This window comes from Arthrobacter sp. MDT1-48-3 (genome assembly GCF_054511015.1).
Window position 1 is genome coordinate 368,968 of record NZ_JBTNDL010000001.1, and the last position, 15,287, is coordinate 384,254.

17 protein-coding genes are annotated in these 15,287 nt (G+C 70.4%); 3 read left to right on the forward strand and 14 right to left on the reverse strand.

Annotation, left to right across the window (positions count from 1 at the left end; translation table 11 throughout):
- Window positions 1–3 precede the first annotated feature (3 nt).
- Genes ACX80L_RS01840 through pdhA form a run of 3 tightly spaced genes read right to left on the reverse strand, consistent with a single transcriptional unit; the run spans window position 4 to window position 3,747 of the window.
- A complete protein-coding gene (locus ACX80L_RS01840; protein ID WP_459287307.1) occupies window positions 4–1,506 on the reverse strand; it encodes a dihydrolipoamide acetyltransferase family protein in 1,503 nt (500 codons plus the stop codon).
- Window position 1,507: 1 nt separating this feature from the next.
- Window positions 1,508–2,587: an alpha-ketoacid dehydrogenase subunit beta gene (locus tag ACX80L_RS01845; protein ID WP_459287309.1), complete on the reverse strand. Its 1,080-nt coding sequence runs from the start codon at window positions 2,585–2,587 to the stop codon at window positions 1,508–1,510.
- A complete protein-coding gene (gene pdhA / locus ACX80L_RS01850; RefSeq protein ID WP_133081566.1) occupies window positions 2,584–3,747 on the reverse strand; it encodes a pyruvate dehydrogenase (acetyl-transferring) E1 component subunit alpha in 1,164 nt (387 codons plus the stop codon). Before pdhA ends, ACX80L_RS01845 begins: the two co-directional genes overlap by 4 nt.
- Window positions 3,748–3,988: 241 nt before the next feature.
- Here pdhA and ACX80L_RS01855 point away from each other — a divergent pair, with 241 nt between their 5' ends.
- The gene (locus ACX80L_RS01855; protein ID WP_459287311.1) at window positions 3,989–4,432 is read left to right on the forward strand and encodes an Lrp/AsnC family transcriptional regulator; all 444 of its coding nucleotides are present in this window, start codon (window positions 3,989–3,991) and stop codon (window positions 4,430–4,432) included.
- A 91-nt stretch (window positions 4,433–4,523) separates the two neighbouring features.
- Here the strand turns inward: ACX80L_RS01855 and ACX80L_RS01860 are convergent, their stop codons facing one another.
- Window positions 4,524–5,504: a GlxA family transcriptional regulator gene (locus ACX80L_RS01860; RefSeq protein ID WP_459287313.1), complete on the reverse strand. Its 981-nt coding sequence runs from the start codon at window positions 5,502–5,504 to the stop codon at window positions 4,524–4,526.
- 141 nt (window positions 5,505–5,645) lie between these two features.
- Between ACX80L_RS01860 and ACX80L_RS01865 the strand changes: the two genes are divergently transcribed.
- Window positions 5,646–6,284 (forward strand): isochorismatase family protein, encoded by a 639-nt coding sequence (locus tag ACX80L_RS01865; protein ID WP_459287315.1) that lies wholly within the window; start codon window positions 5,646–5,648, stop codon window positions 6,282–6,284.
- Between the two features lie 63 nt (window positions 6,285–6,347).
- Here the strand turns inward: ACX80L_RS01865 and ACX80L_RS01870 are convergent, their stop codons facing one another.
- The gene (locus tag ACX80L_RS01870) at window positions 6,348–7,718 is read right to left on the reverse strand and encodes a HEPN domain-containing protein (protein WP_459287317.1); all 1,371 of its coding nucleotides are present in this window, start codon (window positions 7,716–7,718) and stop codon (window positions 6,348–6,350) included.
- A 122-nt stretch (window positions 7,719–7,840) separates the two neighbouring features.
- Window positions 7,841–8,296: a hypothetical protein gene (locus tag ACX80L_RS01875; RefSeq protein ID WP_459267291.1), complete on the reverse strand. Its 456-nt coding sequence runs from the start codon at window positions 8,294–8,296 to the stop codon at window positions 7,841–7,843.
- Window positions 8,297–8,376: 80 nt separating this feature from the next.
- Here ACX80L_RS01875 and ACX80L_RS01880 point away from each other — a divergent pair, with 80 nt between their 5' ends.
- On the forward strand, window positions 8,377–9,036 hold the full coding sequence (locus ACX80L_RS01880; protein WP_459287319.1) for a dihydrofolate reductase family protein: 660 nt from the start codon (window positions 8,377–8,379) through the stop codon (window positions 9,034–9,036).
- A gap of 429 nt (window positions 9,037–9,465) precedes the next feature.
- On the opposite strand, the gene ACX80L_RS01885 is transcribed toward ACX80L_RS01880, so the two are convergent.
- The 8 genes from ACX80L_RS01885 to ACX80L_RS01920 all read right to left on the reverse strand — a co-directional run bounded on the left by ACX80L_RS01885 (window position 9,466) and on the right by ACX80L_RS01920 (window position 15,160).
- The gene (locus ACX80L_RS01885; protein WP_133081567.1) at window positions 9,466–10,245 is read right to left on the reverse strand and encodes an enoyl-CoA hydratase-related protein; all 780 of its coding nucleotides are present in this window, start codon (window positions 10,243–10,245) and stop codon (window positions 9,466–9,468) included.
- Window positions 10,246–10,298: 53 nt separating this feature from the next.
- A complete protein-coding gene (paaE, locus tag ACX80L_RS01890) occupies window positions 10,299–11,429 on the reverse strand; it encodes a 1,2-phenylacetyl-CoA epoxidase subunit PaaE (RefSeq protein WP_459287321.1) in 1,131 nt (376 codons plus the stop codon).
- Window positions 11,429–11,938, reverse strand: a complete 510-nt coding sequence (gene paaD / locus ACX80L_RS01895) for a 1,2-phenylacetyl-CoA epoxidase subunit PaaD (protein WP_459287323.1) — start codon at window positions 11,936–11,938, stop codon at window positions 11,429–11,431. The genes paaE and paaD overlap by 1 nt, the downstream gene beginning before the upstream one ends.
- Window positions 11,932–12,756 carry a 1,2-phenylacetyl-CoA epoxidase subunit PaaC gene (gene paaC / locus ACX80L_RS01900; RefSeq protein ID WP_459287325.1) on the reverse strand — a complete coding sequence of 275 codons (825 nt, stop codon included), beginning with the start codon at window positions 12,754–12,756 and terminating at the stop codon, window positions 11,932–11,934. The genes paaD and paaC overlap by 7 nt, the downstream gene beginning before the upstream one ends.
- Complete coding sequence (gene paaB, locus ACX80L_RS01905) at window positions 12,753–13,100, reverse strand: 1,2-phenylacetyl-CoA epoxidase subunit PaaB (protein ID WP_133081134.1); 348 nt, start codon at window positions 13,098–13,100, stop codon at window positions 12,753–12,755. Before paaB ends, paaC begins: the two co-directional genes overlap by 4 nt.
- Window positions 13,101–14,066 carry a 1,2-phenylacetyl-CoA epoxidase subunit PaaA gene (gene paaA / locus ACX80L_RS01910; RefSeq protein WP_459288072.1) on the reverse strand — a complete coding sequence of 322 codons (966 nt, stop codon included), beginning with the start codon at window positions 14,064–14,066 and terminating at the stop codon, window positions 13,101–13,103.
- Window positions 14,067–14,160: 94 nt separating this feature from the next.
- Window positions 14,161–14,565, reverse strand: a complete 405-nt coding sequence (locus ACX80L_RS01915; RefSeq protein WP_133081136.1) for a DUF7793 family protein — start codon at window positions 14,563–14,565, stop codon at window positions 14,161–14,163.
- A 139-nt stretch (window positions 14,566–14,704) separates the two neighbouring features.
- Complete coding sequence (locus tag ACX80L_RS01920) at window positions 14,705–15,160, reverse strand: helicase associated domain-containing protein (RefSeq protein ID WP_459287327.1); 456 nt, start codon at window positions 15,158–15,160, stop codon at window positions 14,705–14,707.
- Window positions 15,161–15,287: the final 127 nt, after the last annotated feature.

A 15,287-nucleotide genomic window follows, 5' to 3' on the forward strand; every position in this document is an offset into this window, starting at 1 on the left:
CCGCTACAGGTCGGCGAGCATCCCTCCCGGGTTCTCCAGGGCGTCCGCGACGAAGCGGAGGAACCCGCCCGCCGTACCGCCGTCGCACACCCGGTGGTCGAAGGCCAGCGTCAGCTCGCTCACCTTCCGCACGGCGAGAGCGCCGTCGACCACCCAGGGTCGGTCGATGATCCTGCCCATGCCGAGGATGGCCGACTCCGGATGGTTGATGATGGCCGCGCTGCCGTCGACGCCGAACACCCCGTAGTTGTTGAGGGTGAACGTGCCGGAGGACAGGTCCGTCGGCGTCGCCCTCCCCTCGCGGGCCAGGGTCGCGAGGCGGCGGATCTCGGCGTCGAGCTCGCGTGCCGACAGGGTGTCCGCCCGGCGGACGCTGGGAACCATGAGCCCCCGGTCCGTCTGCGCGGCGATGCCGAGGTTGACTCCGTCCACGCGCACCACTTCCTGCGAGCCGTCGTCCGCGGTTGCGATCCGGCTGTTCAGCTCCGGATACCGGGCGAGGCCTGCGACCACGAAGCGTGCCACGAAGGCCAGGATGCCCGGGACGGCATCGGGCGTGCGGCGCTTCATCGCCTCGCGCAGCTCGACGAGGGGCGTGACGTCGACGTCGACCCAGACGGTCGCCTCGGGGATCTCGCGCCGGCTGCGGGTCATCGCGTCCGCGATGGTGCGGCGTACTCCGCGCAGCGGGGTGCGCTCGAGGACGGTGAGCCCGGAGCGGGTATCGGGCGGGGAGGACGTCCGCCCGGGAGCGGCGTCGACGGCCGGCCCGGGCTCCGGGCTGCTGGGCGGTCCATCCGTTCGCGCCGCGATGGCCTGCTCGACGTCGCGGCGCAGGATGAGCCCTGCCTCCCCCGTTCCGCTGATGGCGTCGAGGCGCAGCCCACGGTCCCGGGCCAGCTTGCGGACCAGCGGGGACACGCAGATTGGAGCCCTGCCGCCGGCGGGTGCCGGGGATGGCACCGGTTCGGCCTGGACGGTCGTCGTCGTGGGGGCAGGTGGGGTTGCGGCAGCCCGGGCAACTGCCGCGGCTTGCTTGCGCGGACGCGTCCGCCCTCCGGCGAGACCGCCGGGGGTTCCGTAGCCGATCAGCACGTTCCCCGACCCGCCGGCATCCACGGGCGGAGCGTCGTTCCCGCTGGTGGCCGACGTCGGGACGCCCGCGTCCTCCCGCAGGGCGGCCGCGGCATCCGCGACGGCCTTCCCTCCGGCGGCGGCCGGATCGGGGACCGGCGTCTCGGAACCTTCCGGACGGACCGACAGGAAGGGCGCTCCGACGTCGAGCACCTCGCCCGGCCTGCCGTGCAGCACGGCCACGGTGCCGGCGAAGGGGGACGGGACCTCGACCACGGACTTGGCGGTCTCCACCTCGGCGACGGGCTGGTCGACGGCGACGGTATCGCCCTCCGCGACGAGCCAGGACACCAGCTCCGCCTCGGTCAGGCCCTCCCCGAGATCGGGGAGCGCGAAGACGAGGAGTTGCGGGCTGACGGTCTGTGCGCTCATGTCAGTCCTCCCACTGCAGGTCATCGACGGCGTCGAGGATGCGATCGACGCTCGGCAGGTAGAAGTGCTCGAGCTTCGGCGAGGGATACGGGATGTCGAACCCCGTGACCCGCAGCACGGGTGCGGCGAGCGAGTGGAAGCAGCGTTCCTGGACCCGCGCCACGATCTCCGAGGCCACGGACGCGAAGCCCGGGGCCTCGGCGACGACGACTGCCCGTCCGGTGCGGCGGACGCTCTCGCACACCGTCTCGTCGTCGAACGGGACGATCGAGCGGAGGTCGATGACCTCGATCGACCGGCCCTCCTCGGCGGCGGCCGCGGCGGCGGCGAGGGCCGTCGGGACGGACGGACCGTAGCTGATGAGGGTCGCATCGGTACCCTGGCGGGCGACGACGGCGCGGCCGATGCGCCGGGGTGCCTCCCCGTCGTCGAACGTCCGGCGGAGTTCGGCGAGGTCCACCTCCTCCTTGGACCAGTACAGCTTCTTCGGTTCGAGGAACACCACCGGGTCCGGGGAGGTGATGGCCTCCCGCAGCATCAGGTAGGCGTCGTGCACGGTCGCGGGGGCCAGGACGGTGAGGCCGGGTGTGTGGGCGTAGTAGGCCTCGGAGGAGTCGCAGTGGTGCTCGACGCCACCGATGCCGCCGGCGTACGGGATCCGGATGACGATGGGCAGGCGCACCTTCCCGCGGGTGCGGTTCGGCATCTTCGCGACGTGGCTGACCACCTGCTCGAACGCCGGGTAGGCGAACGCGTCGAACTGCATCTCGACGACCGGCTTCATGCCGTTCATCGCCATGCCGACGGCCATTCCCATGATGCCCGCCTCGGCGAGCGGCGTGTCGAAGCAGCGCTCCTCCCCGAATCTCGCCGTCAGGCCGTCGGTGATGCGGAAGACCCCGCCGAGGGTGCCCACGTCCTCGCCGAACATCAGCACCGCCGGATCCGCCTCCATGGCGTCCGCGAGGGCGGCATTGAGGGCCCTGGCGAAGGTCGAGGTGGTCCTGGCCGGTGGTGTGGGGACGGATCCGGCGACGTGTCCGGCGCGGTCCGCGGCGGGAGCCTCCGTGGTCTGCGTCATCGCTGGCCCCCCTGGTCCCCGGCGCCGTCGGCGGGCGCATCCGGCGCCGCGCCGCGCGCCAGTTCCTCACGCAACTGCTCGGCCTGCTCGCGCAGCTGCGATGTCTTCTCCGTGTAGACGTATTCGAAGAGCTCTGCCGGGTTCACCTCTACCTCCGTGTTGAGTCCCGTGCGGATGGCGGCGGCGATCGCGTTGGCCTGGTCGGCGAACGCCTGCTCGCCCTCGTCCGTGAGCAGGTTCAGTGCCCGCAGGTAGGTGCGCATCCGCAGGATCGGATCCCTGGGCACCCAGCGTTCCACGTCGTCGGCCGACCGGTAGCGCGTGGCGTCGTCGGCGTTGGTGTGGGCCTGCATGCGGTACGTGTGGGCCTCGATCAGGGAAGGACCACCGCCGTCGCGGGCGCGGTCGACGGCGGCGCCGAGCACCGCGAGCAGGGCGGCGAGATCGTTGCCGTCCACGCGCTCCCCCGGCATCCCGTAGCCGATGGCCTTGTGCGCGAGGGAGGGGGCCACCGTCTGGTTCTTGAGCGGCACGGAGATGGCGAACTCGTTGTTCTGGATGAAGAACACCACGGGGACGTGGAACACGGCGGCGAAGTTGAGGGCCTCGTGGAAGTCGCCCTCACTGGTGGCGCCGTCGCCGCACATCGCCAGGACCACGGTGGGCTCGCCGCGCAGCTTCGCCGCGTGGGCCACCCCGACGGCGTGCAGGAGCTGGGTGGCGAGTGGTGTCGCCTGCGTCGCGACGCGGTGCTCGTGCGGGTCGTACCCGCCGTGCCAGTCTCCGCGCAGCAGCGTGAGGACCTGAAGGGGATCCACTCCCCGCGTGATGACGGCGACGGTGTCGCGATAGGTGGGGAACAGCCAGTCCTCGGCCCCGAGGACGACGGCGGCCGCCACCTGGCAGGCCTCCTGTCCGTGGGAGGAGGGGTAGACGGCCATGCGCCCCTGGCGCACGAGGGCGTTCGCCTGGTCGTTGATGCGGCGGCCGGCGACGAGGCGCCCGAAGGCGCCGAGCAGCTGCTCACCGTCGGGCAGCGGGTACCTGTCGTCGTGGTTGTGCTGTCCGTCGGGGTCCACCAGCTGTACCGGCTCCGCCGAGGGCAGCAGCGCCCGGTCGGCTGCCGGTGCGGCACCGCCGTCGGACGCTCCCCCCAGCATGCTGCCGCGGCCACCATTCGTTGCCGTACTCATCCCGCCTCCATCATGTGCCGCTGCGGCGGCGCTCCTACCGTGCGCCGGGCGATAGCTCCGGCACTGGATGCTGTGTAGGTCAAGTATGGTCAGCAGCCACCTTTTGTATCCACGGGGTCCGCAAAGTGTGGATCATCACGGGCGAAAGAGGATATTCTGTGGACGAATAGGCGAGTGTGACCTGCATTACGCGAAGGAGCGTGGACACGTGGTGGATGGCCCCCTCGACGACGTCGACCGGAAGATCCTCGCCGAGCTGACCAGGGACGGCCGGCAGTCGGTCACCTCCGTCGCCGAGCGGGTGCACATCTCGCGGGCGCATGCGTACTCTCGCATCGCGAAGCTGACCGAGGACGGCGTCCTGACACGGTTCACGGCCATCATCGATCCCGCCAAGGCCGGCCTGCGGTCGTCCGCCTACGTCACCCTGAAGGTGCGGCAGCACTCCTGGCGCGAGCTCCGGGACATCCTCAGGAGCATCCCGGAGATCCACCACATCGCCCTGGTCGGAGGTGACTTCGACGTGATCCTGCTGGTGCGGGCGGAGGACAACGTCGGGTTGCGGCGCGTGATCTTCGACCAGCTGCAGTCGATGCCCGGGGTGCTCGACACCCAGACCTTCCTCGTCTTCGAGGACCTCGACACCCGCTGACCCCCCCCTTCCCCCGGTGCCCGTCCCCCGGGAACGACCCCGCCGGCCGGGCGGGATCGCACAGGGATCCCGCTGCGTGTCGTGCTGCCGCTCAGTGCGGGAGGTCGCCGCCGGGCACATCAGCGGTCCGACGCGTCGAGAAGTGGCGCCGGTAGGCGGTCGGGGTGGTCGAGAAGGTGGCCGCGAAGTTCTGTCGGAGGGTGACGGCGTTCCCGAAGCCGCAGGTCGCCGCGATCTGGTCCACGGACAGCTCCGTCGTCTCCAGGAGCCTCCGGGCGGCGTCGAGGCGGCGCGAACGGATCCAGGCCGACGGTGTCGTGCCGGTCGCCGTGCGGAACGCGCGGACGAAGGTGCGGCGGCTCATGTGCGCCTGGCCTGCGAGCCGGTCGATGGGAAGGGCCTCGCGGAGGTGCCCCAGGATCCATTCGAGGAGGTCCGCGATCGGATCGCCGGCCAGGCTCCGGGGAACCGGGTGCTCGATGTACTGGGCCTGGCCGCCCTCACGGTGCGGGGCGACGACGAGACTGCGGGCCACCCGGTTGGCGGCATCGGCCCCGAGCCGCTCGCGCACGAGGTGGAGACACGCGTCCAGACCGGATGCCGTGCCCGCCGAGGTCATGACGTCCCCGTGATCGATGTAGAGCACGGCCCGATCGAGGGTGATGTCCGGATGCCGTCCCGCCAGTGTGTCGAAGGCCTGCCAGTGCGTCACGGCGCGCCGGCCGGACAGCAGTCCTGCGTCCGCCACCGCGATGGCCCCGAGGCACAGTCCGAGGACCGGTGCGTTCCGTCCGTGGGATTCCTGCAGCACGGTGCGCAGGACCTCACTCACCCCGCGGCCGTCGTCGAACCAGGAAGGGACCACCACGATGTCCGCCTCGGCAGCGACGCCCGGCCCGGAGATGCCTGCCAGCCGGTAGCCCTCCGCCGTGAGTACCGAGCCGGGCTCGTCGGAGAACAGGACGGTCGTCCACTCGGCGAGGCCCTGGCGCGTGACTTCGTCGAACACCATCTGCGGCACGGCGAGATGGAACATCGTGACGCCGTCGAACGCGTACACCGCGATCCGCATGCGCACCTCCCCGATTGGCCCGAATTCATCGTAACCGGGCCTGCGTGCCACTCGCTCCGAACTGCCACCGGAGGAAGGATGGACTGCAGGTCCGTCAGCGACCGCAGACCAGCACCACCATGAGCCAGGAGAAACGTCCCCATGAGCACCCCTCGCCGCGCCCTCGTCCTCGTCGATGTCCAGCAGCAGTACTTCGCCGACCCCCTCGAGATCCAGTACCCCCCGCACCAGCAGTCGCTGCCGCGTATCGCGGCGGCCGTCGATGCCGCTGCCGACGCCGGGATCCCGGTCGCGGTCATCCAGCACACGGCCGGCGAAGGCGCTCCGGTCTTCGCCCCCGACACACCCGGCTTCGCCCTGCACCCCGAGATCGAGGGCCGGCGCACCGACGCGTGGAAGGGCGTGGTGAAGCAGTACGGCTCCGTCTACGCGGACACGGACCTCGCCGGCTGGTTGCGGGAGAACGACGTCGACACGGTCACCCTCGTCGGGTACATGACCAACAACTGCATCCTCGCCTCAGCTGTCGAAGCCGAAGCCCTCGGGCTCTCCACCGAGGTCCTCGCCGACGCGACCGGCGCCATCAACATCGCCAACGATGCCGGTTTCGCTGATGCGAAGACCGTCCACACGACACTGCTCGCGCTGCTGAACTCCAACTGGGCGGCCGTCGCCACGACCGAGGCGTGGACCACGGCCCTCGCCGCGCATCAGGCACTTCCGGGAAGTGACCTGGGCAGTTCCGCGACGGCTGGAACTGCGCGCACCGCCCGGTCCTGACGCGACGGGCCGACGGGAACGGACTATCGGCTGTGCTCTCCTGCGCCCTGCGTCCCTCGCTGCTCAGGCCGGCCTGCCGCGGCTGCCCCTGACGGAGGTGCGGAATGCAGCGAGAGCGGAGAATCCCGGCCATAGCCCTGTCCGATCGATGCGGGCGAGTGCGGCGGAGAACCCGGGCGATTGCGCGAGGTGCGACGGGAAATCGTAGCCAGGGTTGAGTTCGAGCAGGATCCGCAGGAGCAGGGCCCAGCGGCTGCTCTCGGCTGCCGCGTCGTAGAGGGCCGTCGGCGGCTCGTCGAACTCGATGGCCAGGTGATGGCTCTGATGATCGCGGATCCTCGTCACCATCGCGATCCACTGCACCAGGTCGGGGCCGAAGAGACCGGGAACCATGAGTCGTACGGGTTCGAGCAGTTCGCGAGCCCGATCCTGGTAGGTCATCTGGTTGAGGTGCCGCAGGGTCTCCCTGAAGACGGCGTGCGCCTTGTCCTCGTCGGGGAATCCTTCCGAGAGCAGTACCTCCACGCCTGCCTGTCGCGCCTGCCTCGCTGCACGCTCCACGGCGCGCTGGCCGACGCCCTCGAAGCGGACCCCCTCCAGGTACAGCCGACGATGAAGGCCTTCGAGTGCTGTTGCCAGGACCAAAGCGTCGAGCTGCCGGGGTCCCGTCGGGCCGGTGAGGAGGAACGGCACGGGATCGACGATGTGCGCGAGGGGTATCCAGGCGGCGAACACGGCCACGGAGAAATCCTGGACCGGCAGGAAGCTGCTGCGAGCGAGGGGAACGGGCTCGCTGCCTCGACTCCGAAGGACACACCAGCGGTTCCCGACACGCACCTCGGTGTGGGCCACTCCTGGAACGTCCTGGCCGCTCCACAGACCCAGGAGCTGGCTGCAGGAGTGCTGCACCTGATGACGCAGCCGCCGGAGTGGTGTCGCCCTGCCGGCGGAGAACTGGAGACCCGCCCGGTCGTCGGAACCCCATCCTTCGAGGACTCCCGGGATCGAGCCGGCGACCGGCTCCGAGGACTGTTCCCGCCGGAGGGCCGCACCCACCGGCAGAAGCCAGGTCCACCTGATGCCGGCAACGAGGTCGCGGTCACCGCGTACGTGTGCTCCAGCGAGGGACATGGAGCCGTGGAACGTCGGCCTCACCGATGACGGGGGCAAGGACGGAGCCTCCACGACGGCATCGAAGAGGGTGACGGGTCGGCCGTCCGCAAGAGAGCCGAGGATGTCCCGGGGTACGGGATCGGCGACGTCGTCCGGGTCTCCGCCGGGCGACACCCTGTCGGGCCCCGACCCGTCCGGTTGCTCGGGCCCGAGGATGGGGCCGTCGAGTTCGAGCACGAACGAGCCGTCCCGTTCGAAGCGCAGGACTCCGGGCACCAGATGGTCCAGGTCCAGTCCGAAGCGTCCGGTGAACTCGCTCATACGCCAGTATGCCCGCCGGTCCGCGGTACCACGAGTGCCGGAGGGGGATGGTGCGGGGCAAGCAGCCCGGGATTCCCCGTTCCGCGCCGCATCGGACCCGTACGGGCCCGGACCGGAGGTGTCTATCCGGTCAGTGGGGTGCGCTGGGACACCCAGATGGAGCCGACGAAGGTCAGGTACTCGTCATAGCAATCCCTCGTCACGTCATCGGCAGGGGGGCCGTCGCCGGTGAAGGAGGACTGGAAGCCCAACTGCTTGCCGTCCTGCTCGATAGGTCCGACGCCCCATCCCTTCTCCTGGACGCAAGCGCGGGTCGCGCCGACCGCGTCGCGGTACTCGGTAGCGGTTACCACCAGATCCTCCAGGATGGCCTTCTGGAACCCGCTGGCACTCTCCCGCATCTCGAGCTTCTCGTCCTCGGAGAAGGACGGGACGGTGCAGCCGGTCAGCAGGAGAGCGGCCCAGCCGACAGCGGCGACTCCCCATCTGTTCCCCATGGGAGCATCCTGCCCCATGGGGCGGGCAGCGTCCATCGTCGGCCCCGTGACGGGCAGCTCACCACGCGGTTCCGTGTACATCGCGGCGTCCTTCTGTCATCGTCGGTCGTGCATCGACCACCATCCGGCGGCCGCGCACGGCAAGCACCCCAGGAGATGACATGTCCCTCGTCCGCGTGCACAACTTCTCGGTCTCCCTCGACGGCTTCGGCACCGGTGAGGGCCAGCGGCTCGACGCACCCTTCGGTCACGCAGATTCACGGTTGATGGAGTGGGCGGTCGAGACGCGCACCTTCCGCGACATGGGCATCCACGGAGAATCAAAGGGGTCCCTCGGTGTCGACGACGCGTTCGCCGGCGCGTGGCGGCCCGGGATCGGCGTGGAGATCATGGGCCGCAACAAATTCGGCCCGCACCGCGGCCCCTGGGAGGACGAGGAATGGAAGGGCTGGTGGGGTGATGACCCCGTCTTCCACACCCCTGTCGTCGTCCTGACCCATCACCCCCGGCCGGCACTCGAGATGGACGGCGGGACGACCTTCTTCTTCGTCGACGCCGATCCCGTCTCGGCGCTCGAGCAGGCCCGCGCCCTGGCCGGTGACCTCGACGTCCGGATCGGCGGGGGTGTCAGCACGGTCCGGCAGTTCCTCGAGGCCGATCTGATCGACCACCTGCACATCGTCCTCGTCCCGATCGTCCTGGGGCGGGGCGAGCGGCTCTGGGACTCGCTCGAAGGACTCGAACAGCGCTTCGACATCGAAGCGACCCCTTCCCCGCAGGGGGTCGTGCACCTGGTCTTCACCCGGCGTCCGGCCCGCTAGGACCGCGTCGGACGGAGCGTCAAACCGTCGTTCCAGCGCATCCCGACCGGGCGGGACCCTTCCGCTCCGCCCGGTCGGGACATGCTCGCACGGGTCGGGCCGCCCGCCCTGCTGGTGCTGGCCGACTGGATGACCGTCCACGTCGTGCGGCTGAGGAGTCGCAGCGGACACGTCCTGCTCTACCCGCCCGCCTGGGCGGCGGTTGCGGAAAGGTCCGCGGGGCGGCGGACGCCACGGCCTCGCCCACGCACGGTCGGCTGGCCAATGTCGGCGGACACCGCCTGCGCCCGGACTGCGCCGGCTCGGGCAGCCCGACTGCGCCGGCTCGGGCAGCCCGACGGTCGTCCTCGAGCCGGGTGCGGGCGGAACGGCAGCCGAAGTGGAACGGACAGCGTCGTCCATGGCACGCGACACCCGGGCCTTCCGGCGTCAGGCTCCGAAGCGCGGCGCCCGCTTCTCCCGGAATGCCTCCAGGCCCTCGCGGTAGTCGTCGGAGGCGCCGAGGACGCCCTGCACATCGTTCTCGCCGCTGATGGCCTGCCACAGCCCGAGGCGCTCGTCACGGATCCGGCCGACCAACTGCTTGGAGGCGACGAGGGCCTGCAGCGGTCCGCGGGCGGCACGGGCGGCCTTCGTCCGCGTCAGCTCGAGCAGGTCGGCCGCCGGTACCGCACGGCTGAAGAGCCCGCCGGCCACGGCCTCGGCGCCGGTCAGGAGATCCCCCGTGTACATGAGGTCGAGGGCGCGGTGCGGACCGAGCCGCTCCGTGAACAGCCAGTGCCCGCCCGAGTCGAGGGCGAGGCCGAGGTTGGCGAACGGGGACCCGATCTTCGCGTTCTCCGCGACGTAGACGACGTCCGTGGCGATCAGCAGACCCAGCCCGACCCCGAGGCACGCACCGTGGGCGGCAGCGAACGTCGGAGCGGGGAACTCCGCCATCTTCCGCAGCAGCGGCGTCAGGGCGGCGTCGAGGAAGCCATGGGCGTCGTCGGTCCCGGGTTCGATGGAGCCGAGATCCCGGCCTGCGCAGAAGGCGCGCCCCTCACCCCGCAGGACGAGGGCCCGGACCGTGCCGTCTCGGACCCCGGCAGCGGCGTCGTCGTAGGCGGCCGAGAGGTCGGCGAGCGCCGACTCGTCGACGGCGTTGAGCCGGTAGGGGGCGTCGAGGACGATCTCCGCGACGCCGTCCGCGACGGCGAGCCGGATCATGCCGGCGCCGGTCCCGGCCGGCGTCGTGGTCGGTGATGCAGGCATGGTTCCTCCTAGGCGTCGTAGTCGACGGAGACGGAATCGCTGGTCGGGTGTGCCTGGCAGGTGAGGACGAACCCGTTCGCCACCTCGTCGGGTTCGAGGGCGTAGTTCTCCTCCATCTCCACCGTCCCCTCGACGACCTTGGCGCGGCAGGTCCCGCAGACCCCGCCCGCACAGGCGAACGGCACGTCGGGCCGCACGCGCAGCGCCGCGTTGAGGATGGACTCGCGCGCGTGCGTGGGGCTCTGGACACTCCCCTTCAGCCCGTCGAGGTTGAAGGAGATGCTGTAGTTCTGGCCGGCGTCGGCGGGGGCCACGGGGCGTCCGATGCTCCCCTCGGGCCGGGTGGGCTCGCCCGTGGTGAACAGTTCGAAGCGCACCCTGTCCGCCGGCACGCCGCGCTCCGCGAGCGAGTCGCGGCACAGCTGCACGAGTTCGAACGGGCCGCAGAGGAACCACTCGTCGACGCGCTCGGCAGCAAGGACGGTGCCGAGCAGTCTCTCCAGCTTCTCCGCGTCGATCCTGCCCGTGAGCAGCGGCGAGATGCGCTGTTCACGGGACAGGACGTGGTGCAGTGCGAAGCGCGAGGGGTAGCGGTCCTTCAGGTCAGCCAGTTCCTCGAGGAACATGACGTCCATCGCGGCCCGGTTCGCGTAGATGAGATCGAACCGGACGTGCGGACCGGTGGCCAGCATGGACCGGGCGATCGAGAGCACCGGGGTGATGCCCGACCCCGCGGCGACGGCTACGAGCGAGACGGCCGCCTGGCCCGGCGTGGTGCGCGGCGTGAACTGTCCGAGCGGACTCATGACCTCCAGAGTGTCCCCCGCCTTCAGGGACTCGTTCACCCAGGTGGAGAAGATCCCGCCGAGATCGCGCTTCACTGCGACGCGGAGCTCCCCGGGGCGCGGGTCGGCGCAGATCGAGTAGCTGCGGCGCACCTCCTTCGGTTCGCCGTCGACGTCGAGCGTCGCGCGAAGGGCCACGTACTGGCCCGGCAGGTAGTCGTAGCGGTCCTGCAGTTCTTCCGGGACGTCGAGCGTGACCTCGACGGCGTCCTCCGTCAGGCGGCGGACCTCCCGCACGGTCAGGCTGGAGAAGGCGCTGCGCCGCTTCGTCGAGGGGGCGAGGACAACGGCCATCAGTGCACCTTGAAGTAGTCGAAGGGTTCCCTGCAGTCGTTGCAGACGTACAGGGCCTTGCAGGACGTGGAGCCGAAGCGCGTCATCTCGCGCGTGTTCAACGAGGAGCACTGGGGGCACTTGACGCTCAGGCCGATCCGCACGGGACCGGCTGCCGCCGTGCCCGTCGGGGGCGCGATACCGTACTCCGCGAGCTTGGCCTTGCCGCCGTCGCTCATCCAGTCCGTGGTCCAGGCGGGCGCGAGGACTAGGCGGACCGCGACGTCGTCGTACCCGGACGCGCGGAGCGCCGTGGTCACGTCGTCGCGGATGGCATCCATCGCCGGGCAGCCCGAATAGGTGGGCGTGATGGTGACGACGGCCTGCCCCGTCTCCGTGACGTGCGCGTCCCTCAGCACACCCAGGTCCTCGATGGTGAGGACGGGGATCTCCGGGTCGCAGATGGTGGCCGCGATGTCCCAGACGGCGGCATCGGCAGCGGTTCGGCGCAGGTCCGCCAGCGCTACCACGACGCACCAAGATGCTCGCGGGCCAGCACCTGCATCTCGGCGAGGATGTACCCGAGGTGCTCGCTGTGGCGTCCCGACCGGCCGCCACCGACGGCACCGGGGACGGCGGGGCGCTCGAGGTCCGCCTCGTCGAGGACCGCCTGGATCGCCGCGTCGAAGGGCGCACGGAGGGTGCTCGGGCGGACCCCCGCGCCGTCGATCTCATCGATCAGGGGGTGGTCGGCGAACAGTTCGTCCACGTAGGGCCAGGTGAGCTTGAGGCCGGCGATCATCCTGCGGCGCGACTCGTCGGTACCGAGCGCGAGGCGCACGACCCACTGGATGCTGTGGTCGCGGTGGTAGTCGACCTCCTTGACGGCCTTCGCGGCGATCGCGGCGATCGTCGTGTCGGTCGAGTCCACGAGGCGGGAGTAGAGCTCCCACTGGTAGAGCGAGACGACGAGCTGCCGGGCGATCGTGCGGGCGAAGTCCCCGTTGGGCTGCTCGACCAGGTGCACGGAGCGGAACTCGGGCTCCCGCCGGAAGTACGCGAGGTCGTCCTCGGTCCTGTCCCACGCCCGTCCGGCATAGGTGAGGAAGGACCGGGCGTGGCCGATCTGGTCCAGTGCGATGTTGGCGAGGGCCACGTCCTCCTCGAGCTCCGGTGCCCGGGAGATCCACCAGCCGAGCCGCTGGGCCAGGATCAGCGCGTCGTCGCCCAGCCCGAGCGCGTACTGCCCGACGGCGTCGCCGGGTTTGGTGTCCAGGAGCGCGATGTCCTCGGGCCGCAGTGCGTTGCCCGGCGTGATGCGCGTGGCACTGGCGTTCGCCTCGCTCACAGGTGCTTCACTCCCTCGCTCTTGGTGTAGTACGTGGCGTGGCGGTAGTCCTTGCCCTGCGGTGACTCGAAGAAACGGTCCTTCGCATCGGGATCGCTGGTGATGATGGACGACGCCGGGACCACCCACAGGCTGACGCCCTCGTTGCGGCGCGTGTAGAGGTCACGGGCGTTGCGGACGGCCATCTCGGCGTCGGGGGCGTGCAGCGACCCCGCGTGGACATGCGAGAGGCCCCGGGACGAACGGACGAACACCTCCCACAGCGGCCAGGCGGCGCGTGTCTCCTGCGGGCCCGACGCCGGTGCCTTCGCGCCGTCGTCGCCCGTCGTCGATCCGCCGGTCATCTAGGCCGCCTTCCCGTGCTTCAGGGCCTGCTTCTGCGCGTAAGCCGCTGCGGCCTCGCGGACCCAGGCGCCTTCCTCGTGGGCCTCGCGGCGCCGCTCCATGCGCTGCGCGTTGCAGGGCCCACGGCCGGCGAGGACCTCCTTGAACTCGTTCCAGTCGAGGGGTCCGTGGTGCCAGCGCCCCGTCTCCTCGTCGTAGCGCACGTCCTTGTCCGGCAGCTCGAGCCCGAGGACCTTGATCTGCTCGACCATCATGCCCACGAAGCGCGAGCGCAGCTCGTCGTTGGAGAAGCGCTTGATGTTCCACTCCATCGACTTCTGCGAGTTGGGCGAATCCTCGTCGGGGGGCCCGAACATCATGAGTGAGGGCGCATACCAGCGGTCGACGGCGTCCTGCGCCATCGCCCGCTGGGCGGGGGTCCCGTTGGCGAGCTCGAGGAGGATCTCGAACCCCTGCCGCTGGTGGAACGACTCCTCCTTGCAGATGCGCACCATCGCCCGGCCGTACGGGCCGTAGGACGCCCGGCACAGCGGGACCTGGTTGCAGATGGCGGCTCCGTCGACGAGCCACCCGATCGCGCCGATGTCGGCCCAGGTGAGGACGGGGTAGTTGAAGATGCTCGAGTACCGGGCCTTGCCGGCGATGAGATCCTCGGTCATCTGGTCCCGGGGCGTCCCCAGGGTCTCGGCGGCCGAGTAGAGGTAGAGGCCGTGACCCGCCTCGTCCTGGACCTTCGCCATCAGCACGGCCTTGCGCTTGAGCGACGGTGCGCGCGTGATCCAGTTCGCCTCCGGCTGCATGCCGATGATCTCGGAGTGCGCGTGCTGAGAGATCTGGCGGGTGAGCGACTTGCGGTAGTCGGCCGGCATCCAGTCACGCGGCTCGATGCGTGAGTCCTGCGCGATGAGGTCGTTGAACAGCCTCTCGCCCTCGACGTCGTGGTCCGTGTGCGTTCCTGCATTCATCGCTGTAGCCGTCATCGTGCCTACCTCGCTCATCTGGACCGCCCGGCTTATTTACCGACCGTTCGTTCAGTATAGGGAGGTCGGCGAGGGGCAGTCAACGGAACCGGGGGTCCGCGAACGGCAGATCGGCCTCCACCAGGAAGGCGCGCAGCCACGCGAGCGCACTCGCTTCGGAGGTGAAGTACCGGGTGGGATGGATGGCCCTGCACGCGCCCGCGGCCAGCACCTCGTCCATGGGCCCGTCGCCCAGGAGGGCGGCCGCCACGACGAGGGACTCGGCATTGAAGACGGCGCGCGCACCGGGGGGAAGGGCGACGATGTTCGTCATGTCGACGAGGATCGCGTAGGGGCGTCCACGGGAGAGGCGGCGGCTGGCGGCGAGGACGGAGTACGCGTCCTCGGGTGTGATGCACGCTCGCTCGATCCACTCCAGGTGCTGCAGGTCGTCCGAGACCAGCGCCACCGTGGCTTTGCCGCCTGCCGCCATCAGGCTCTCCATGGTTCTCCCTCGGGCGACGCAGACCGCCCGGGGCTCCCCTCGACGTCGGGGTAGCCTGTCGCGAACGCGCCGCCGATGAGCCGAAAATACCACCGGCCCGCTCTCTGCGTAAGGGCGGCGCCGAGGCGGGACCCGGGATTCAGCCGACGTGTGCGAGGGACGGGGCCCGGTCGGCGCCGGCGACGTCGAGGATCGCGCGGAGTGCGACGGCGACGTCCGCATCCCTGGTGCCCCCGGTCGACTGCGCGTGCAGCCATGCCGCCAGGCGCTTCTCGCCCGCCGACCTCGGCGCCGCCAGGGACGGCAGGCGCCCCTCCTCCTCGAGGAATCCAGCGATGCTCGCGATCTTCAGCCAGGCCACGCCGCCCTTGGTCGGCCCGCCCTGCGTCGGGGACGCCAGGAGCCCGGCGGCACGCAGCTGCTCCGTGCGGTCAGCGGAAAGCCGACCCGCATGCGCCGATCTGCGCTGCTCGTCGAGCCAGAGCGCGAGCCGATGCTCGCCGGGGACCGCGGCACGGACAGCGGGTTCCCGGCCCTCGAGGGCCAGGAAGGTTGCGAGCGCTCGCAGTCGGAGTTCCCAGGATGTGGTCGGCACGGAGGCGCCCTCTCGGAGGCGGGTCAGGATGTCGTGGTAAGCATACGCATTATTAGACAAACTAGTGATTCTTGGTGCGCTGCGGCAGGTCCGGGGGCGCGGGACCGACCGAACGGTCGTGTAAAAA